General features: G+C 62.3%; 19 protein-coding genes. 10 read left to right on the plus strand and 9 right to left on the minus strand.

Annotated elements, in window-relative coordinates; all coding sequences use genetic code 11:
- Nucleotides 1–9: 9 nt before the first annotated feature.
- Both V3587_RS20210 and V3587_RS20215 read right to left on the minus strand, forming a co-directional pair.
- Nucleotides 10–696 (minus strand): hypothetical protein, encoded by a 687-nt coding sequence (locus V3587_RS20210; RefSeq protein ID WP_283377105.1) that lies wholly within the window; start codon nt 694–696, stop codon nt 10–12.
- Nucleotides 693–1,613, minus strand: a complete 921-nt coding sequence (locus V3587_RS20215) for a LysR family transcriptional regulator (RefSeq protein WP_080910246.1) — start codon at nt 1,611–1,613, stop codon at nt 693–695. Before V3587_RS20215 ends, V3587_RS20210 begins: the two co-directional genes overlap by 4 nt.
- A gap of 95 nt (nt 1,614–1,708) precedes the next feature.
- On the opposite strand from V3587_RS20215, the gene V3587_RS20220 reads away from it, so the two are divergent.
- From V3587_RS20220 to V3587_RS20230, 3 genes are read left to right on the plus strand one after another with little or no spacing between them, the layout of a single operon-like run.
- Nucleotides 1,709–2,911 (plus strand): YbfB/YjiJ family MFS transporter, encoded by a 1,203-nt coding sequence (locus V3587_RS20220; protein WP_283377106.1) that lies wholly within the window; start codon nt 1,709–1,711, stop codon nt 2,909–2,911.
- A gap of 45 nt (nt 2,912–2,956) precedes the next feature.
- A complete protein-coding gene (locus V3587_RS20225; RefSeq protein WP_125052388.1) occupies nt 2,957–3,985 on the plus strand; it encodes an NAD(P)H-dependent flavin oxidoreductase in 1,029 nt (342 codons plus the stop codon).
- Nucleotides 3,982–4,686, plus strand: coding sequence for a hypothetical protein (locus V3587_RS20230; protein WP_283377107.1), 705 nt, complete (start codon nt 3,982–3,984; stop codon nt 4,684–4,686). The genes V3587_RS20225 and V3587_RS20230 overlap by 4 nt, the downstream gene beginning before the upstream one ends.
- A gap of 55 nt (nt 4,687–4,741) precedes the next feature.
- Here the strand turns inward: V3587_RS20230 and V3587_RS20235 are convergent, their stop codons facing one another.
- Nucleotides 4,742–6,577: an acyl-CoA dehydrogenase gene (locus tag V3587_RS20235; protein WP_193594772.1), complete on the minus strand. Its 1,836-nt coding sequence runs from the start codon at nt 6,575–6,577 to the stop codon at nt 4,742–4,744.
- 397 nt (nt 6,578–6,974) lie between these two features.
- On the minus strand, nt 6,975–7,997 hold the full coding sequence (locus tag V3587_RS20240) for a zinc-dependent alcohol dehydrogenase family protein (RefSeq protein WP_030537173.1): 1,023 nt from the start codon (nt 7,995–7,997) through the stop codon (nt 6,975–6,977).
- 134 nt (nt 7,998–8,131) lie between these two features.
- On the opposite strand from V3587_RS20240, the gene V3587_RS20245 reads away from it, so the two are divergent.
- A complete protein-coding gene (locus tag V3587_RS20245; RefSeq protein ID WP_029256657.1) occupies nt 8,132–9,028 on the plus strand; it encodes a helix-turn-helix transcriptional regulator in 897 nt (298 codons plus the stop codon).
- Between the two features lie 27 nt (nt 9,029–9,055).
- Here V3587_RS20245 and V3587_RS20250 read toward each other — a convergent pair whose 3' ends face one another.
- Entirely contained in the window at nt 9,056–10,264 is a 1,209-nt protein-coding gene (locus tag V3587_RS20250) for an MFS transporter (protein ID WP_064443531.1), read from the minus strand.
- A gap of 178 nt (nt 10,265–10,442) precedes the next feature.
- Here V3587_RS20250 and V3587_RS20255 point away from each other — a divergent pair, with 178 nt between their 5' ends.
- Complete coding sequence (locus tag V3587_RS20255) at nt 10,443–11,528, plus strand: PQQ-dependent sugar dehydrogenase (protein ID WP_136471045.1); 1,086 nt, start codon at nt 10,443–10,445, stop codon at nt 11,526–11,528.
- Between the two features lie 109 nt (nt 11,529–11,637).
- The gene (locus V3587_RS20260; RefSeq protein ID WP_042448139.1) at nt 11,638–12,042 is read left to right on the plus strand and encodes a DUF4259 domain-containing protein; all 405 of its coding nucleotides are present in this window, start codon (nt 11,638–11,640) and stop codon (nt 12,040–12,042) included.
- Nucleotides 12,043–12,067: 25 nt separating this feature from the next.
- Here the strand turns inward: V3587_RS20260 and V3587_RS20265 are convergent, their stop codons facing one another.
- Nucleotides 12,068–12,751 carry an SDR family oxidoreductase gene (locus tag V3587_RS20265; RefSeq protein WP_007735616.1) on the minus strand — a complete coding sequence of 228 codons (684 nt, stop codon included), beginning with the start codon at nt 12,749–12,751 and terminating at the stop codon, nt 12,068–12,070.
- 77 nt (nt 12,752–12,828) lie between these two features.
- On the opposite strand from V3587_RS20265, the gene V3587_RS20270 reads away from it, so the two are divergent.
- Nucleotides 12,829–13,437 carry a TetR/AcrR family transcriptional regulator gene (locus tag V3587_RS20270; RefSeq protein ID WP_211097547.1) on the plus strand — a complete coding sequence of 203 codons (609 nt, stop codon included), beginning with the start codon at nt 12,829–12,831 and terminating at the stop codon, nt 13,435–13,437.
- Between the two features lie 93 nt (nt 13,438–13,530).
- Here the strand turns inward: V3587_RS20270 and V3587_RS20275 are convergent, their stop codons facing one another.
- Nucleotides 13,531–14,496 (minus strand): hypothetical protein, encoded by a 966-nt coding sequence (locus V3587_RS20275; RefSeq protein WP_047272359.1) that lies wholly within the window; start codon nt 14,494–14,496, stop codon nt 13,531–13,533.
- A gap of 283 nt (nt 14,497–14,779) precedes the next feature.
- On the opposite strand from V3587_RS20275, the gene V3587_RS20280 reads away from it, so the two are divergent.
- Nucleotides 14,780–15,676 (plus strand): SDR family oxidoreductase, encoded by an 897-nt coding sequence (locus V3587_RS20280; RefSeq protein ID WP_007735622.1) that lies wholly within the window; start codon nt 14,780–14,782, stop codon nt 15,674–15,676.
- 39 nt (nt 15,677–15,715) lie between these two features.
- On the opposite strand, the gene V3587_RS20285 is transcribed toward V3587_RS20280, so the two are convergent.
- Complete coding sequence (locus V3587_RS20285) at nt 15,716–16,342, minus strand: FMN-binding negative transcriptional regulator (protein ID WP_030537447.1); 627 nt, start codon at nt 16,340–16,342, stop codon at nt 15,716–15,718.
- A gap of 79 nt (nt 16,343–16,421) precedes the next feature.
- Between V3587_RS20285 and V3587_RS20290 the strand changes: the two genes are divergently transcribed.
- Together V3587_RS20290 and V3587_RS20295 are read left to right on the plus strand one after the other, a co-directional pair.
- Entirely contained in the window at nt 16,422–17,756 is a 1,335-nt protein-coding gene (locus V3587_RS20290; RefSeq protein ID WP_223257969.1) for an aminotransferase class I/II-fold pyridoxal phosphate-dependent enzyme, read from the plus strand.
- Nucleotides 17,757–17,864: 108 nt separating this feature from the next.
- Nucleotides 17,865–18,569 carry an SDR family NAD(P)-dependent oxidoreductase gene (locus tag V3587_RS20295; protein WP_042448150.1) on the plus strand — a complete coding sequence of 235 codons (705 nt, stop codon included), beginning with the start codon at nt 17,865–17,867 and terminating at the stop codon, nt 18,567–18,569.
- Nucleotides 18,570–18,619: 50 nt separating this feature from the next.
- On the opposite strand, the gene V3587_RS20300 is transcribed toward V3587_RS20295, so the two are convergent.
- A complete protein-coding gene (locus V3587_RS20300) occupies nt 18,620–18,988 on the minus strand; it encodes a hypothetical protein (protein ID WP_042448254.1) in 369 nt (122 codons plus the stop codon).
- Nucleotides 18,989–19,006 lie beyond the last annotated feature (18 nt).

The raw sequence follows: 19,006 nt of genomic DNA on the forward strand, positions 1-19,006 counted from the left end.
TAACCGTCTTCAGAGGACTGCGCGGTCCAGTGGACGCGGAAGCGGATCGAGTGCGCCGGTCTCGCGCAGGCGCTCGTACGCCCGAACGACCCCATCGACGGCCCCGATCTGTAGCAACACGCCGCCGGGTAACGCGGTAACGTCTACGGCCAGGTCATCCGGGATCGCGTCAGCGCGAGCGGCCGAGAGGTAGCCGAAGCGGCCGATCACGGGATCTCCGACGCGATAGTCGGACTCGTCTTCGAGAGCGTCGAGGATGTCGTCGTCGGTGACATCTCCGAAGTCCGGTTCCCACACCGCGGCGAGCATCCGAAGTAGTTCTGTCTCAGGAACTTCGGCGGCGTCCGGCGCGCTGACAGCGAGAATCATCGACTGTAGGACGATTTCCGGTTCGCCGCCCGCCAAGCCGGAGAGTTCGAGCCCCCATTCGGGCCCTCCACTGGCTACGAGCCTCAATCCGATTCCCAGACGATCCGACCAGTCTTCGGCGGCCTGCGCTTTCTCGAGGACCTGCGCCAACTGGTCGACGGTCACGGCAGTAGCAGGTCCAGCGGAATGGATCTGTTGCCACGACCCGCCGACCACCTCGGGCAACAGGAATTCGACTTGCTCCAACGTCCGACGCCACCGGGAGGCCACGGCCTGCACCGATTCCGGCCGTCGTCCCCAGAAAACTCGAATAGCGCGCGGTGTCATCGAGTCCTCCGGTAAGGATCGTCCATGGGTAGCCATATCCCGTCTTCGTGGATTTCGAGATCAGTGACGCCGCGGGTGAGAGCGTCGACGGCCGCGAGAACTGCAGGGCGCGTTTCGTTCTCGCGGCACAGGAGAGACCACGTCCAGATTGCCGCGGGGTCGATCACCGGACGTGCAGTGAGATCGCTTGGCAGCGTGATGGTCTGCCCTTTGGGCGAGTTGACGACCGGACGGCCGACGGCACGGACGTGATCGAAGAATGCCGGACCGGTGATACCACCGTCGTTGATGCGCAGGATCTGTGCGCCGGTATCGCGAGCGAATTCTTCGGCGTAGACGTTCCACGAATACCAGGAGGTGGTGTCGTCGTCGACGAGTACGACGACGTCGCGGGCTCGCACCGGTGTGGTGTCCTCTCCGGTGGAGACCGCGTACAGCCGATCCGCACCGAGCAGTCTTGCGCTCAGAGCATGTTGGGCGACATCGGTTTTCCGCACCCAGGCGATCGCCAGGTCGAGGCTGCCGTCCGCTACCCGCGCGGCCTGCGCGTGCGAAGGCACCACCCAGGCGTCGACGTGCAGTTGCGCGACCCCTGAAGTGCGCGCGATCAGATCCGTGGGGAGCCAATTGACGTAGCCGATCCGGACGGGCTCCGCTCCGGACAGACGCTCCGCGCGGCGTCGCAGATTCTCGGCACTCTCGAGTAGCGCACGGACATCAGGGAGCAGGGCCGCGCCGGCTGGCGTCAGAGCGACGGAACGGCGGTCGCGGACGAACAGCTTGACGCCGAGGTCGCGCTCGAGTGCCATGATCTGCTGCGACAATGACGGCCCGGCTATCAGTAGCCGCGCCGCGGCTCGGCCGAAGTGCAATTCCTCGGCGACGACCTCGAAATATCTCAGCTGACGCAGCTCCACGATCCTTCATGCTACGTGCGGTGGGAGGTTGTGCCTATCAGTCAGGAGCAAAGCGGTCGTGGCGGTTCGGCGCGGCCGGGGCACACGATAAGACCATGACCACAATCCACAACGGCGTCCCCCCGCGAGCACACGCTGTCCAAGCTGCCGCTGCGCTGGCGGCGAGCATGGGAATCGGTCGATTCGTCTACACACCGATTCTGCCGTTGATGCACACGCAGGCCGGTCTGTCCGCCTCGCTCGGCGCAACCCTGGCGACGGCGAACTACGTCGGGTACCTCATCGGCGCGCTCGCGGGAATCCTCATTCCCGGCGCGGTGCGCTCGGCAGCGGTGATGCGTACGTCGTTGGTGGTCCTCATCGCGACTTTGGCGCTCATGCCCACTACCCACGACGGATCCATCTGGTTCGCCCTGCGGCTCGTCGCAGGCATTGCCAGTGCCCTCGTATTCATGATCGCCGTCAGCGCTTTGCACGCGCACCTTCGGGGGCAGTCCCAATTCCTGGCCGGATGGGGATTCGGCGGAGTTGGGTTGGGTATCGCCCTGTCCGGGGTCCTCGTGTTCGTCGTCCGCTTCATCGGTACCTGGAGTACAGCCTGGCTGGCATCTGCGGCCCTTGCAGTGGTGTGTGCGGTCGCCGCCTGGGGATTGACGCCGGAACCGCGTCCGATCATCACACCGGACGCGCCGGGAACTCCCAGTTCCCAACGCGGGTTCACTGCCTTGTTCATCAGTTACTTCCTGGAAGGCATCGGCTACATCATCGCGGGCACGTTCCTAGTTGCCGCAATAGATCTGGCCGCTCCGCAATGGGTGGGCAGCGGTGCCTGGATAGTGGTCGGGTTGGCCGCATTTCCGTCATGCGCCCTGTGGGCTTGGCTCAGCCTGCGTTGGTCGAAGCCGACTCTGCTTCTCGTTGCCCTGTTGATTCAGGCAGTGGGCATAGCGCTTCCTGCTGTGATCGGAGGCGTCGGCCCCGCACTGATTTCAGCTTTCCTGTTCGGTGTCACCTTCCTTGGTATCGGGTCAATTGTGTTGGCAATCGGCGCGCACCTGCAGTTCCCACGCGCCGTGGCGTTCCTGACCGCTGGATACAGCGTCGGTCAGATTCTCGGCCCACTCGTTGTCACTCCGTTGCTGCGAGACGGGTATCGCGACGCTCTGCTGTTGGGTGCGGCCGTCGTCCTGGGCGCGGCAGTGGCCGCCGCGGTTTTGCGGTTCCGATTCCCTTCCGATCTCGATGCGGACCCTCGGACGGCCACCTCGACTGAGGAGGTAGTTTTTGATGTCAGATGACGAAACCGCCGGAGCACTACCCGACGTAGGACTGGAGATGTTCGAATGAGCGCACTCACAACCGATCTCGACCTGAAGGTCCCTGTCATCGCAGCCCCCATGGCCGGCGGCGCTTCCACACCGGCACTTGTTGCTGCTGCCTCTCGCGCAGGCGGTCTCGGCTTCCTCGCCGCCGGGTACAAGACGCCTCAGGCTCTGTCCGACCAGATCGACGCCGTGCGCGCCGAGGGAGTGTCCTTCGGTGTCAACGTCTTTGCGCCCAACCCGGTGCCTGTCGATGTCGATGCCTACCGTGCCTATGCCAGGGCGATCCAGGTCGAGGCGGATCGCTACGGCATCACACTGGCTGACGGTGAGCCGGTCGAAGACGACGACTACTTCGAGGACAAGATCGATCTGCTCCTGGCCAGCCCGGTTCCGGTGGTCAGCTTCACCTTCGGCTTTCCCGCACCCGGCGTCATCAAGGCGCTGCGCGCTGCCGGTTCACTTGTCGTCCTCACTGTGACTTCGGAGGCAGAGGCGCTCCTTGCCGTCGACGCCGGTGCCGATCTGCTTGTGGTGCAATCGTCGGCTGCCGGCGGCCACTCCGGAACGCTCACTCCCCTGCAGGTTCCGGCCGAAACACCGATCACCGAACTTATCGCACAGATCCGTCATCGCACCTCTGTTCCGCTATTGGCGGCAGGTGGACTGGCGACCTCCGCCGACGTCGCTGCAGCCTTACGTGCCGGAGTGGACGCGGCAGTCGTCGGTACCGTACTGCTGCGCACCGAGGAGAGTGGTGCCTCGGCTCCGCACAAGGCAGCTCTGGCCGACACGTCCCGCGGGAACACGGTCGTCACAAGAGCTTTCACGGGACGTCCTGCACGGGCGCTTCGGAACGAGTTCATCGATCGCTACGACGCACAAGCGCCCATCGGGTATCCGGCCATCCATCACCTGACCAACCCGATGCGCAAAGCCGCTGTTGCGCAGGCAGATCCCGAGCGAATGCACCTGTGGGCCGGTACTGGCTATCGCCACGCGACGGAGGAACCAGCCGGGGTAGTGCTTTCGCGATTGGCTAACCTGTGACGGCGCGGACACCGAACATCACATTGCCCGAGGTAGTGACATACGACGGGCTGCCCAGGTCCGCCGGTGGTGCACACTCGCTTCGAGTCAAGCGCCCCGACGTGGCATTTCAACGCCTGCAGACATTTCTGGAAGCCTGCACCGAACCAGTGTCGTTGCCGTCGTGGACATTAGAGATCCGCCAGGGCGGGCCACCCGCGCCGACCGCGCAATTGACAGAGCTTGCCACCGGGATCTTCGGTGGGCCCCGCTACAAAGCGCAAACCCATACCGAATGGAACGTCCCACCTGGTTCTGTCAACGAAGCGCTCGATGCCCTCGTTGGTTCCGATGCGGTCACAACCCACGGACGTTCTTTGGCGGCACTGACCTGCAGCACGCCCGTACGCCTGATCGACCCCAACACGCGCGCGCCGTACCCCGACATCACCCCCGACGCGTTCGGCCGTTTTGCCGTGGATGGATACGGCCGGACTCTGGGTGACTCAGGCATACGCGCAACCCTTGGCAACGCGGCATCCTCACTGTCCCTGTGGCTCAACCTGCCTGCAGACGAACGGTTGTCGTCCGGTGCTCGTCACCTACAAGACCATCTCCCGTTCCGGTTGTCCGCGAAACACTGGCGTCTCTGGCGGCCGAACCGGAGCGCAGACTCTTACCGTTCCAACAAGATTCCGTCGCCGGTTCACGACCACGTTTGAATCACGCAGCAAGCATTCCGAGTTGCGCACCACCCATACCGCGCGTGGCACGTTGTCAGAATGCGTCTTCCTCGAGTTCCATGATCTCGTTGTCGAGGGAACCCAGGATTTCTTTGGTCGACGCCAGGACGGGCAGGATGTTCTTGGCGAAGTATGACGCGATGACCACCTTGCCCCGATAGAACGACCGGTCCTTTGCCGACGCGTCACGGTCCAAGGCTGCCAACGCGACTTCCGCTTGCACCAACAGGCGCCATCCGATGAGCAGGTCGCCTACCGCGTACAGAAAGCGCACCGAGCCGAGGCCTATCTTGTACAACTCGGAGGGTTGGTCCTGGGAAGCCATCAGATACCCGGTGAGCGTCCCGGCCATCTCCTGCACGTCGGTCAAGGCGGTCTCGAGTAGGACTCGCTCGGCCTTGAGTCGACCGTTCCCGGCCTCACTGTCGATGAACTCTCGTATGCGACCGGCTACGTGAGCGAGTGCAACGCCGCGGTCGCGTGCGATCTTCCGAAAGAAGAAGTCCTGCGCCTGGATTGCCGTGGTGCCCTCGTACAGGGTGTCGATCTTGGCATCGCGGATGTACTGCTCGATGGGGTAGTCCTGAAGATAACCGGAGCCGCCCAGGGTCTGCAGGCTCTCGGTGAGCAGTTCGTAGGCCTTTTCGGAACCGACGCCCTTGACGATCGGCAGCAGCAGATCGTTGACCCGCGCCGCCAATTCGGCATCCGCCCCCGAAACCAACTCGGCGACATCAGCATTCTGGTGTGCAGCGGTGTAGAGGTAGACCGCTCGGAGGCCTTCGGCGTAGGCCTTCTGCATCGCCAGGCTGCGTCGGACGTCGGGGTGATGCGTAATGGCCACACGGGGTGCGGTCTTGTTTGTCAGCTCGGTAAGGTCTGCACCTTGAATTCGTTCTTTCGCATACTCGAGGGCGTTGAGATAGCCGGTGGACAGTGTTCCGGTAGCCTTGGTGCCCACCATCATTCGAGCGTTCTCGATGACCTGGAACATCTGGGCGATACCGTTGTGGACATCACCCACGAGCCAGCCGACGGCAGGAACATCCGTCGCTCCGAAGGTGAGCTCACAAGTTGGGGAAGACTTGAGACCCATCTTGTGCTCGACGCCGGTGACGTACACGCCGTTGCGCTCTCCCAGTTCAAGTGTGTCCGAGTTGAAATGGGACTTCGGAACGTAGAACAGGCTCAAACCTTTGGTTCCTGGACCGGCGCCCTCGGGCCGGGCAAGCACCAAGTGGAAGAGGTTCTCGGCCGTGTCTCCGACGTCGCCACCGGAGATGAACCGCTTGACGCCCTCGATGTGCCAGGTGCCGTCGTCCTGCGCGATTGCCTTTGTTCGGCCTGCGCCTACATCGGATCCGGCGTCTGGTTCGGTGAGCACCATCGTTCCGGCCCATCCGCGCTCGAATCCTTCTTTGGCCCAGTGTTTTTGCTGTTCGTTTCCGATGGTGTAGAGCACGCTCGCCATCAGTGGACCCATGTTGAAAAAGCTTGCGGATCCGTTTGCCGCGACCAACATTTCGCCGATCGCCCAGACCAACGGTGCAGGAGCAGGAACACCACCCATGCCTTCTGGTAGGCCGAGTCGCGACCAACCGGCCTCGTTCACCGCCTCGACCGTCTTGCGCAGAGGTTCCGGGACCACAACTGCGTGATTGGGTGCGTCGAATTCGACAGGGTTTCGATCCGCGTCGGCGAAGGACGCGGCGACCGGGCCTTCTGCCAGCCTCGATACTTCCGCAAGAATGTTGCGCACAGTGTCGGTGTCGAGGTCCCCGTAAGCGCCGGCATCCAGCAGTTCACCGATCCCGAGTACCTCGAACAGATTGAACTCGATATCACGCACGTTGCTTTTGTAGTGACCCATTGTTCTCCGACCTTGGTTCGTCAGCAATACGATTCGTCAGCAGATACGGCTCGTCAGCAGTACACAAGAAAGCCTGCCCCACAAGGAATTCAGTACGCAACCGTAGGTAGAGACGAGTTTCGTTGCTGCAAAGTAGCGCCGAGTCGCTCTCATTGAAACATTCACTCGTACAATCGGTTTCCGCCGGTGGGGGTGCATATCAGTCGCGTAGCATCCTCTGGGATCGAAGCGACTGCGCACCAATAGAAGTACCCATCCTCACCTTCGGCGTCATACGCATTCGCTGTGATCAGTGAACATGCTGCTCGGTAAACCAAGAGCGCCTCTCGTTGGTAGCCGAGACGTTTCTCGATCGGCGTGTAGAGCCCAGTTCTGTCTCGTGAGCCTTTGGTATCGGTCAGAGGGTGAGTAGCACTTTGGTGGCGCGCCGCTCGTCCATCGCCCGGTAGCCTGCGGCGGCGTCCTCCAACGGGAGAGTGAGGTCGAAGACGATGCCTGGGTCGATCTGGTCGGTCATGATGAGCTCGATCAGTTCGGGTAGGAATCGCCTGACCGGCGCGGGACCGCCGAGCAGGCTCACCGTCGCGAAGAACAGGTTCATGCCGTCGAGTTCGACGCCGTGGGATACCCCGACGTAGCCGACATGTCCGCCGGGGCGGGTAGCTCCGATAGCCTGCATCATCGATTCTTGGGTACCTACGGCTTCGACGGTCGAGTGGGCGCCGTAGCCGCCGGTGAGTTCCTTGATCTTCGCGATGCCCGCGTCGCCCCGCTCTTCGACGATGTCGGTGGCGCCGAATTGTGTGGCGAGTGCCTGCCGGTCGGCGTGACGTGACATGGCAATGATCCGCTCGGCGCCGAGTTGTCTGGCAGCGAGGATCGCCAAAAGTCCGACTGCGCCGTCGCCGACGACGGCGACCGTTTTGCCAGGTCCGGCTTCCGCAGCTACGGCGGCGAACCAACCGGTGCCGAGTACGTCGGAGGCTGCAAGGAGGCTGCGGGCCTGCCGCTCGGTCGGCTCTCCGTGGACAGGGACGAGGGTGCCGTCCGCGAGCGGGATGCGAGCGTATTCGGATTGGGTGCCGACCGAGCCCATCATGACCTGGTGTATACAGCGAGACTGAAAGCCGGCCTCGCAGATTTCGCAGGTGTTGTCCGACGCGACGAACGAGCCCACGACGAAGTCCCCAACTTCGATGTCGTTGACGTCGGGGCCGACCTGTTCGACGACGCCCACGTATTCGTGTCCCATCGGCGTCGGGCCATTCAGCTCTTCGATGCCGCGGTACGGCCAGAGGTCGGAACCGCAGACGCAGGTGGCTGTAACGCGAATGATCGCGTCGGTCGGTTCGACGATCACCGGCGCTTCGATCTCTTCGACCCGGACGTCGCCGGGGGCATGCATGACGACAGCGCGCATGACGTGGCTCCTCACCATCGGTTTTCTCGTGTCACTTCAACCTGATCACGATTCGGCGGCGTGCGGGAGTCCCGCGCGATAGTGGTACTGCGAGGGACTCCCTCGCTACCGGTCACTGACTTAGGCTCGATGGCATGGACGATCGAGCGCAAGTACGCGAATTCCTGACCTCGCGGCGCGCCCGAGTCACGCCCGAACAAGTTGGACTTCCGGCCGGATCGAACCGCCGCGTGGACGGTCTACGTCGAAGTGAAGTGGCAACCCTCGCCGGCGTGAGCGTCGAGTACTACACGAGGCTCGAGCGCGGAGCGATCAGCGGCGCATCGCCGGGTGTACTCGACAGTATCGCGAAGGCCTTACGACTCGACGACGCCGAGCGCGCCCACCTTTTTGATCTCGCGCACGCGGCAAGCCCGGTAGCCAGGCCCCCGCGTCGGCGAAATGCGAAGGGCTGGAAGCCCCATCAGAGCCTGCAGTGGGCGCTTGATGCAGTCACCGCGGGACCCGCTTTCGTGCGGAACGGTCGCATGGATCTTCTTGCTGTCAACCCACTCGCGCGTGCGTTTTACAAGGACCTGTACGACATGCCGGGGCAGCCCCCGAACATCGCGCGCTTCACGTTCCTCGACGAAAGGGCTTTCGAGTTTTATCCGGACTGGAACGCGTTTGCCGAGGTGACCGTCTCGATTCTGCGAACCGAGGCTGGGCGAGATCCTCACAACAAGGAATTGCACGATCTGATCGGTGAACTCAGCACTCGGAGTGAGGAATTCCGGCGTCGGTGGGGCGCGCACGACGTCCGCCATCACGGCACCGGATTCAAGACTTTTCACCACTCCGCCGTGGGGGAGCTGACGCTTGCCTTCGAAGGTTTGGAGATGGCCGCCGAGCCGGGGTTGACGCTCACGATCTACACCGCAGAGCCGGGATCGCCGTCCGCGGAACGGATGCAGCTACTCGCCTCGTTGGCAGCCAGTGAGAATGCGGACTCTGCTCCTCACGTGTCGGAGCGGTCGCTGACGGACGGCTGACGAACTGCGCGACGGTTGATCGGGTCCTCAGTTGACGACTTCGACGGTGGTGCGCTTCGTGCGTTCCTTGCGCAACAGGATCATCAGCGGCAGAAAGTAGAGAGCGGCAACGCCGGTGCCTACCAACACCGGCCCAGTGGCACCGAGACTCGAGGCGAACGCAAACCCGGCGATCCAGGAGCCGACCGCCGTGCCCAGATTGAACGACGAGGTGCTGAGAGCAGAAGCCATCGTCGGCGCCTGATCGGCATAACGCACAGCCATCCCGATCAGGATGGGATTGGTCGACATGCCGAACAGTCCCAGCATGACTACGAGAATCACCGTCACGATCACGTTGTGCGAGAAGAGGCAGAGCGCCCCGAGTACGAGAAACGTCATCGCTGCCGAGACGAACAAGACCCCGTACTGATGCTTCGCACCGAGTCGACCGCCGAGATTGGAGCCGACGAACGCACCGAGTCCGTAGCCGACAAGCACTAGCGGCACTGCCGACGCAGCAAGTCCCGTGTTCTCGGTCAACAGCGGAGAGATGAAGCTGTACGCCGCCAGCGACGACCCGCACACGACGGCGCAACCGGACAGAACGAGCCAGATGCGTCCGTCCCGTAGGCTCGCGATCTCCGCTCGCCAGGACGGCACCGCACCGGAGTCGGTGTCGGCGGGTACCAATCGGTGGACGACGGCCGCGGCAACGAGTGCGAGGGCGGCGAGGGCCCAGAAAGGACCACGCCACCCGATGCTCTGACCGGCCAGAGCGCCGAGCGGAACACCGATGACGTTCGCGAGCATGCCTCCACCCAAGACGATGCCGAGCGCGCGCGAGGAAGACGCCGGGCCGGCCGCTTTTGCTCCGACCACTGCAGCGACTGCCCAGAATGCGCCCGTCGCCACGGCTGTGAGGAAGCGGGCGCCGAGAATGAGTCCGAAGTTGGACGAGAGCGCAACGATGACGTGTCCGATCGCGAAAACAACCAGCGCCGAGCTCAAGGTCACGCGTCGAGGAACCCTGAGTGTCAAGATCGCCATCGCCGGCGTGCCGACAATCATTCCGATCGCGAAGACGGTGATCATCAGGCCGACGTTCGCGATCGACGTACCGAGGTCACCCGCGATCTCGGGAAGAATGCCGGCGACGACGAATTCGGTTGTACCCATCAAGAAAACTCCGACGGCCAGCACGTAGATCACGAGCGGCAGGCGGCCGGTTTCTTCGACGGTCGGGGCGGAAATCATGAGGTGGTCAGTTCTCTTTCTGTTGACGACGCGCATGTCGTGGCGCACCCGTCCAGGGCATCACGCCCGTCGCCTGCGAGGGAGTCCCGGTCGTTGGGGGTACTCGAAGGGACTCCCGGTGTGACCGATTGCGCGCTACCGTCGGCGCAAAGACTGCCTGAACCCGGGAGGCGCGCCCATGACACGACGACAGATCCGGGGGCTCGGCGCCGCCGTGCTTGTCTCGGCCTTGATGACTGCTTGCAGTACCGAGGACGCTGAGGGGCCCGGTCCACAGGCAAGCACGACAACACGATCGGCGCCCGCCGCGGCCTTCGGTGAACCCGAGACCGTCGCCGACGGCTTGGACGCGCCCTGGTCGATCGCATTCCACGGCGATACACCACTAGTCAGTGAGCGCGACAGCGCGCGAATCCTCGAACTCGACGCCGGCGGAAACAGCCGCGAGGTGGGAGTGGTCGACGGCGTCAGCCCAAGAGGTGAGGGCGGTTTACTAGGGATCGCAGTACGTGAAAACCGCCTGTACGCGTACTTCACCGCGAACGGGGAGAACCGGATCGAACGCTTCGACATCATCGGTGCTCCGGGGGAATTCGCGCTCGGGCCGGCCGAGACGATTCTCGACGGGCTCGCTTCGGCCAACTACCACAACGGTGGTCGCATCGCGTTCGGCCCGGACGGGATGCTGTACGTGACCGTCGGTGATGCCGGTAGTCGAGACAGAGCTCAGGACCTCGACTCGATGTCCGGGAAAATTCTGCGCATGACTCCGGATGGTGATGTGCCGCAAGATAATCCGTTTCCGAACTCGTTTGTCTACAGCTACGGCCACCGCAACTCCCAGGGCATTGCCTGGACCGAGGACGGCACGATGTACGCCAGCGAGTTCGGGCAGGACACCTGGGACGAACTCAACCGGATCGAAGCCGGTGGCAACTACGGGTGGCCCGAGGTCGAAGGGATTACGGGTGAAGACGGATTCATCGACCCGCTCCAACAATGGTCACCGGATGATGCCAGCCCCAGCGGAATCGCCATCCACGACGGCTCGATCTACATTGCCAACCTTCGTGGTGAGCGACTCCGCATTGTGCCGTTGGCTGACCCCGCGACCGCCGATGAGCAGTTCGTCGACGTATACGGGCGCCTCCGTGACGTTGTAGTCGCACCGGACGGGTCGCTGTGGATACTGACGAACAACACCGACGGTCGTGGCGACCCCAACCCCGGTGATGACCGCATCCTTCGCGTGCCGTTGCGCTGATGTCGATTTCCGGCGAACGCAGTACTTCCAGCCCGAGGGTCCTGGCCGAAGCCTGTGATTCACTAATATCTTTACGACAGATGCGCCGGGTACGGATCGGAGAGACAGCATGGGGACTTGGGGTTCAGGACCTTTCGACAACGACGTAGCGGGCGACCTGCTCAGCGCAGTACAGGCGGGTGACTACGACATCGACGATTACGCTAGCCACCCCGATGGCGGTTATCTCGATGCCGATGATGCTCAAACAGCAATCGCCGTCGCCGAGATTCTTGCGGTTGCGCACGGCGTTGCGCCGAAGCCTGTGCAGCTGGATGGAATTGACGCCGCCGGGTACGTCAGCACCTTGAGCCCGGAGCAGAAGAGTTGGGTCCTCGCCGCACTCGAGCGTGCAGTTTCCGACAGCGACACTTCGGAGTTGTACGAGTTGTGGGAAGAGAACGGTCCGGAAGACCTCGCAGCTTGGCGGGCACCGATCCTGAGCAGATTGGCCAGCCTCAAAACGGTGGGGTAAGCGTCACTAGTCTGCAGTCCCTTGCTTACTCGGAGTTCGACGAGGACAGACTCCCCTTGACGTACCGGGTGGTGTCGTCAGCGAGGATCTCGGCGAGCCCGCTTTCGATACCGTCCAGTGCTTGCGCGGCGACATCGGCAGGATCGATCTTCTGTTCGGCGGGTACGCCAGCGGCCATGTCGGTATCCATGTATGCGACATGCAGTGCCGATACGGAGATTTTGCGCGGCGCAAGTTCTTCTCGAACGGCGTCGGTCATCGCCCAGGCCGCTGCTTTCGACGACGCGTAAGACCCGAGCGCGGCTGGATGGAACCAGGACAGCACCGACAGAACATTGAGTATTGTTCCGCCGTCGTTGTTTTCGATGACAGGAGCAAACGCCCGGGTCACGGCGAGCGGGCCGTAGAAGTTGACGTCCATCTCTCGTCGAATGTCATCGATGTCGCCCCCGATCAAGGGCGCCGAGGTAGAGATACCTGCGTTGTTGACCAGCAAGGTCACATCCGATGCGATTTGCGCGGCGGCGGTTATCGATTCGGCGTCCGTCACGTCCAACCTCAGGGGGATGACGCCGGGTAGATCGACAGTTTCCGGATTGCGCGCAGCCGCGTACACCTTTGCGCCGCGCTCGACGAGTCCCGCAGCCAGATGGCGTCCGAGCCCGCGATTGGCTCCTGTGACGACCGCAACCGTCTTGTTCAGGTCCATGATTCTCCCAGTGTTGTGATTGCTCGTGACGTTTAGATTATGAATCAAATCTAAGTGTCGGCTAGGATAGATGTCAAGTGAAATCCAAACTGGAAGGCGTTGTGATGGGCCGCGTATCGCAGCAACAAGCGGAAGAGAACCGTCGGCGCGTCGTGGAAACCGCAGCCCGACTGTTCCGAGAGAAGGGCACTCACCTCAGCGTCGCCGACCTGATGAAGGCGTCGGGGCTGACCCACGGTGGCTTCTACAAGCAGTTCGCGTCCAAGGACGCTCTCATCGACGAAGCGACCACCCACGCCTTCAAGGAACTGGCTCAGCTGCATTCTGCGGAACTCGAAGAGCATGCAGGGCAACGTGACTCCGCCCGAAAAGCTTTGATCGATACCTATCTCTCGGTGGCGCATCGCGACAACCCGGCAGACGGATGCCCCGCTGCTGCGCTCGCCGCCGACATGGCGCGCGAGCCTGCAGACAGCGAGGCCCGTCGGGTTTACACGGAGGGAGTGGGGGATTTTGCCGCAGCTCTTGCCGACGACGAAGCTGTCGGTCTCCTCCGGCTCTCCACCATGCTCGGTGCACTGGTTCTTTCGCGAGCTACCAAGGGTTCCCCGCTCTCCGAGGAAATTCTCGATTCCGCGCGCGTCGAACTGATCAGAGGGCTTCGAGAGCCGCTGTCATCTTCTTGACGGTCTCGGGTGCCCTGGCCGCGAATCCCGCTTTCACGAGGTCCAGTGCTCGCGGTTCCGAGAGTCGGACTCTCGATATGTCGATTGAACGCTCTAGTTGATTCCGACGACTTCCTGGGCGATCGCTGCGAGTCTTGCCTGGGCAGCGGATACGACGCCGTGTCGGTTCTTGTGCGCTTCCTCGTACGCAACGATGTCCCGCACCTGTGCGGCGTCGGTCAGTTCCTTCACAGCGGAGACGGCTTGGGTGACGTTGAGTTCGTCGAAGTCTTCGATGGGAAGTTCAGTGGGGTCGAGTAGCCCACTCGACTTCCGTACCGAACGGAAGACGTCGGCGGCACCGTCAGCACCTTCTCGGCGAGTGACCTTCTCAGCCGTGGCGATGGCCGCATCCCTACTGGCCGAGAGTGTTTTCACAGTCACGTCACCGGCATATGCGCCCCAGCTGATCAGCTCACCCAGTACCGGCGGTGAGGTGCGAACAGCGTCGATGGCACGGTCGAGACTGCGGGTGGACCAGGAGACCGGAACGTTGACCAGCCGTATCGCCGCGCCGGTGGCAGCTTGCATCGGTGTGCGGCGCAAAGCTGCCGGTCCACCGAGTGCCTCTTCGGCCAAGACAGTCGTGAGCCAGTCCACGGTCGCGGAGTGTGCAGCGATGAGGCGGTCGGCCAACGCCGCGACGGTCTGATCGCCGCCGGCAGTGGCCAGGGCCTTGAGGTAGCGGGAACGGTCGAGGAGTTGATGTTCGAGCGCAAGGTCTCCCAATACCGCTTCGTCGAAGGGCTGAGCCTGTTCGACCATCGCTTTCACTCCGGCTGTCGCGCGTCCGAGGAACGGACCGACCAATTCCGGCACGCCCCCCAGATCGCGAACAGTGGACTCTATGGAACTCGCCCTTTCACGGCCGTTCTCTGCGTTTTCCGTCAATTCGCGTCGAACAGCCTCGGTTCTGGCCTGTGCGACGCGCGTTTCGGCGACCTGGATCTCGGTGTGCGTCAGACCGAGGAGGATGCGTAACTGGGTGATCAAGGCGGACGTGGTTTCGGAGTTGCTCATATCGGGGTCGTCCCTTCGTCGGTGCGGGCTTTACGTGATGTTCAGCTTCTGCTCGACGAGTGCTCCGCGGGTCGCGGAGCCACCGCCGCTACGCGGGCTACCCCGACCTACCGCGTAGTAACCACAACGAACAAGTGGGGTCGACGCACCGAGATCGTCGGCGCCAGGACGAGTGAGATCCCGGCCACCCCGAGGTTTCGATTTCTATTCGGTGGGAAGGAGGCATGTGCAGTGCATCCATCCAGAAGCCCACGAGAAACTGCGTCACCTGAGGAGTATCGATATGCCGGACCAGTACGCAATGCAGGACCCGACCACGCGGTTCCCCGCTCCTGTGCGTGAGCGGCAGGCGGAGATCGCACATCCCGGTCTCACCGCAGACATGATTTCTCCTCCCGACCACGGTGAAAACACCTATCGAGGAAGCGGTCGACTCGAAGGAAGGCGTGCGATTGTCACCGGAGCGGATTCGGGCATCGGACGTGCGGTCGCGATTGCATTTGCCAGAGAAGGCGCGGACGTTGTCCTGAGTTATCTCGACGAGGAAGAACAGGACGCTCGGGAAACCGCTCGCTGGGTCGAGGAGGCAGGTCGCAAAGCCGTCTCGGTGCCGGGAGATCTCCGAAGCGAGGAACACTGTTCTGCTTTGGTCGAAACCGCGGTGCGTGAACTCGGCGGACTCGACATCTTGGTGAACAACGCCGCGTTTCAGATGGTGCAGATGGGCGGCATCGCCGATATCACCACCGAACAATTCGACCGTGTGATGAAAACCAACCTCTACGCACTATTTTGGCTCTCCAAAGCAGCGATCGCGCAGATGGAGCCCGGATCGACGATCGTGAATACCTCGTCCATCCAAGGTGCGTCCCCGTCGCCCGAGCTGCTCGATTACGCCACGACAAAGGCGGGCATCATCGACTTCACCAAGGGACTGGCCGCCGATGTCGCACGAAAGGGAATCAGGGTCAATGCCGTTGCACCTGGACCGATTTGGACGCCACTGATTCCGGCTACGATGCCCAAGGAGAAGTTCGAGACGTTCGGGGACGACGTTCCGCTCGGGCGGGCAGGTCAGCCGGCCGAGCTTGCTCCCGCCTATGTATTTCTCGCCTCTGGCGAATCCAGTTACACCACTGGGGAAGTCATCGGCGTGACGGGTGGAAAACCGCTCACCTGAATGTGCGACTAGACAAGGCGTACGACGACGGCGTAACGGTCAACCGTTGTCGAGGCCCGCGGCGACCATCGCTGCGGCGGTCTCTCGTTCGGAGAATGAGCCCTTCTCCAGACCCCGGATGACGCCGGAGCGATCAGCGGGGGAACGGTTTTGATTCAACTTCGCTTTTCCGTAGACACGGGCCACGTGCAGTTCGATCCCCACAATCCCTCGCAGCTGCGCATCGACGAACTGCGGCGGCGCGTCGGTGACCTTCCATTCGTTCTCACGGCCGGATTCATGTCGAGCTGTCAGTGCGGTGACGTGCGCACGCAGCCACTGCTCGTCGTCGTGCGCAACCAGTTGGCCGTAGACGTAGAGAACTTCGTAGTTCCACGTCGGGACGACCTTCCCGTGGACGCTCTTGCTCGGGTAGAACTCGGGGCTCACGTAGGCGTCGGCGCCGGGGAGGATCACCAGAGACTCCGATGTCCCGGTGTATCGCCAATGCGGATTCGTCCGGGCGAGATGCCCCTCCAACACGTTTCCTTCGGCGTTGTACAGCAGTGGCATCGACGTGACTTCGAGGGTCTCGGGGCCCGGTGTGACCAGGTGTCCGAATCCACCGGCGTGGAGAGAGTCGGCGACCGCGTCGTCGGAGAGGCGGAATTGTCCGGGCAGAATCATGTGTCTCCTCACAGATTTTTTGTCATGTGACAATGTGTCACAGCGTGGAGGTTTTGTCATGTGCTAATAGAGTGAGCCTGTGACCAGCACTGTGGCGGACCAGGTGAGGCTCTATGTCGTCCGCGGGACAGCGGGCGAGATTTCCGAGGGCATCCGCAATCTCATCAGTGCTGGGGTACTGGCTCCAGGGGATGCGTTGCCGCCCATACGGGCCTTGGCCGACGATCTCGAGGTTCACCGGAACACAGTTGCCGGAGCCTATCGCTTGCTCGTGGCGGCGGGAGTTGTGGAGACACAGGGCCGGCGCGGCAGCTTCGTGCGAGCCATACCGTTCCTGGAAGGAGAAGGCGGTATCGCTCTTCCTGGCAGCGTGGATCTCGCCAGCGGAAATCCTGATCCGGCATTGCTGCCTGATCTCAGAGCCTCGTTGGACCGGACCACTTACACGCCCCGGTTGTACGGCGCCGCAGCCACCGAGCCTCTACTCGATTCCTGGGCACGTTCCTCGATCGAGGACGAGGTTCCAAGGCCGTGCTCGATCACCATCACCAACGGTGCCGTTGACGCGGTCGAGCGACTGTTGACCGCTCATTTGACCCGAGGTGACGCCGTCGCGATCGAGGATCCGTGCTTCCTGGCGAGCATCGGAACGCTCAAAGCCAACAGCTTCCGAGCGGTACCGATGGACATCGACACTTCGGGTATTACCCCGCAAGGGCTGCTGCGTGCTCTCGAAAGTGGTGTGCGCGCGATTATTTGCACCCCTCGTGCGCACAACCCCACCGGGGTCAGCATGAGCGCCGACCGAGCGGCGATTCTCGGAAGCATCCTGGCCGAGTTCCCTCACGTTCTGGTAATCGAGGACGATCACTTCTCTGCCGTGTCCAGCAATCGGTACTGTCGGCTCGCTCCGATGAGCACGACGCGGTGGGCGCTTGTTCGTTCCGTGTCGAAATTTCTCGGGCCCGACCTGCGCGTGGCAGTGGTCGCCTCGGACCTCGACACCGGCATTCGGCTGAGCACTCATCTCCGGTCGGGCGCCAACTGGGTCAGTCACCTGCAGCAGCGCTTGAGTGCTGAACTGCTGAGTGATCCGACGGTGATCGACGGCCTCGCCAATGCTCGCGCTGTCTACGAGCGCCGTCGAACCCTTCTGAAATCTGCACTGTCAGAACATGATATCGAGGTTCCTGACACTTTCGACGGACTCAATGTCTGGGTTCCGCTGGATCGGGATTCCGAACCGATTGTCGAGCGACTCGCCGAGTCTGGCTGGCTCGTGCGGGACGGAAGTCAGTTCTCGGCGACGCCGGGTCAGTGCCACCGGGCACTTCGTGTGACCGCCTCCACCATCACCTCTGACCAAGCACGCGAGTTCGCCAGTGCCCTGGCTGAAATATTGGCGAGCCCGTAGTTGTCCAGCTGCACTACGGTGCGAATCTGAGTCTCTCGCTTCTCGACGAAACTACCGGCGACGGCTGGATCGATAGGATCGGTTCGAGCGACGACGAAGGGTGTAATTGTGGCGAGGGCGGTTGTTGTCGGTGCGAGCCGAGGTCTCGGTCGTGCTTTGATCGAGGGTCTGAGGAGCGATGGCGACGAAGTTCTCGGCATATCGCGTCGGCGTCCTGACGGGTTCGACGTCTCCGAGTGGATCGAAGCCGACCTGACCGATCCTGTTACGGCAGCGAATTCGATCGATCAGGAGCTTGTCGGTGGTGTAGATACCCTGATCTGCAACGTCGGAATTTGGGAAGGGGATGCCTTCACTTCCGATTATGCGTTCACAGATCAATCCGATGTCGAAATGCTCGAAATGATCAACGCCAACATCACGGCCACAATTCTCCTGCTCAAGCGCCTGATCCCGAGAATGATCGGCCGTCCTCGACCTCGGATCATCTTGACCGGGTCCACCTCGGGACTCCCGCGAAGCGGTAGGCCGGAGGTTGCGTTCGGTGCATCGAAGTTCGCGATCAACGGCATTGCCGACGCGTTGAGAGAGGGCTACCGGAAGGACAGACTCGCAGTGACTGTCCTTCATCTCGGATATCTCAATACAGAAGACGGACTCGACGTGCCCCGAGACGTCGCTGCCGCCAGGGGAGAGGGATCTCTGGTCCCGGTACATGACGTTGTGGATACGGTGCGCTCGATCTCGAGTTTGTCGTCTTCGACGTCAGTGCGGGAAGTAGTCCTCACTGCGATCGACGATCCGCGATTCTGATTTGCGGCTGTCGACTCAATCTGGTTGCTGAACAGACGTATTCAGAGAATCTAAACCCCGATCAAGAAGTAAGCTCCGGTCAGATACGTCAGGGTGAGGCCCGCCAAGGTCCACGCCATGTACGGCCGGATGTAGAGGCGCCGCAGGCGGTGCAATCGCAGGGAGGCTCGCAAGAACGCGCCCACGGTCCCGAGCAGCAACATCAGGCTCGGGACGAAGACCGCCAGTCGGCGATCCTTCTGTGAGCACAGCAAGGTGTCGGTACCGAAGCATTCGCCCCGCCGGGAGCCCAACCACACGATCGCGATAACCAAAACCGCGGTAGCCAGAACGACTGACACGCCGTACGTCAGGGTTCGCCTGTTGATCTTTCGCTCTCGACGCTGAATTACATCTGACGCGTCAGAACTGTCGGTCATCACACCGGCTCCTGTACA

Source organism: Rhodococcus sp. IEGM 1306 (genome assembly GCF_036541985.1).
GTDB lineage: Bacteria > Actinomycetota > Actinomycetes > Mycobacteriales > Mycobacteriaceae > Rhodococcus_F > Rhodococcus_F qingshengii.

Coding starts and splice junctions, on each gene's coding strand:
- V3587_RS20210 (WP_283377105.1), bottom strand. CDS start 696: ATGACACCGCGCGCTATTCGAGTTTTCTGGGGACGACGGCCGGAATCG.
- V3587_RS20220 (WP_283377106.1), top strand. CDS start 1,709: ATGACCACAATCCACAACGGCGTCCCCCCGCGAGCACACGCTGTCCAA.
- V3587_RS20225 (WP_125052388.1), top strand. CDS start 2,957: ATGAGCGCACTCACAACCGATCTCGACCTGAAGGTCCCTGTCATCGCA.
- V3587_RS20235 (WP_193594772.1), bottom strand. CDS start 6,577: ATGGGTCACTACAAAAGCAACGTGCGTGATATCGAGTTCAATCTGTTC.
- V3587_RS20240 (WP_030537173.1), bottom strand. CDS start 7,997: ATGCGCGCTGTCGTCATGCATGCCCCCGGCGACGTCCGGGTCGAAGAG.
- V3587_RS20245 (WP_029256657.1), top strand. CDS start 8,132: ATGGACGATCGAGCGCAAGTACGCGAATTCCTGACCTCGCGGCGCGCC.
- V3587_RS20250 (WP_064443531.1), bottom strand. CDS start 10,264: ATGATTTCCGCCCCGACCGTCGAAGAAACCGGCCGCCTGCCGCTCGTG.
- V3587_RS20255 (WP_136471045.1), top strand. CDS start 10,443: ATGACACGACGACAGATCCGGGGGCTCGGCGCCGCCGTGCTTGTCTCG.
- V3587_RS20260 (WP_042448139.1), top strand. CDS start 11,638: ATGGGGACTTGGGGTTCAGGACCTTTCGACAACGACGTAGCGGGCGAC.
- V3587_RS20265 (WP_007735616.1), bottom strand. CDS start 12,751: ATGGACCTGAACAAGACGGTTGCGGTCGTCACAGGAGCCAATCGCGGG.
- V3587_RS20275 (WP_047272359.1), bottom strand. CDS start 14,496: ATGAGCAACTCCGAAACCACGTCCGCCTTGATCACCCAGTTACGCATC.
- V3587_RS20280 (WP_007735622.1), top strand. CDS start 14,780: ATGCCGGACCAGTACGCAATGCAGGACCCGACCACGCGGTTCCCCGCT.
- V3587_RS20285 (WP_030537447.1), bottom strand. CDS start 16,342: ATGATTCTGCCCGGACAATTCCGCCTCTCCGACGACGCGGTCGCCGAC.
- V3587_RS20300 (WP_042448254.1), bottom strand. CDS start 18,988: ATGACCGACAGTTCTGACGCGTCAGATGTAATTCAGCGTCGAGAGCGA.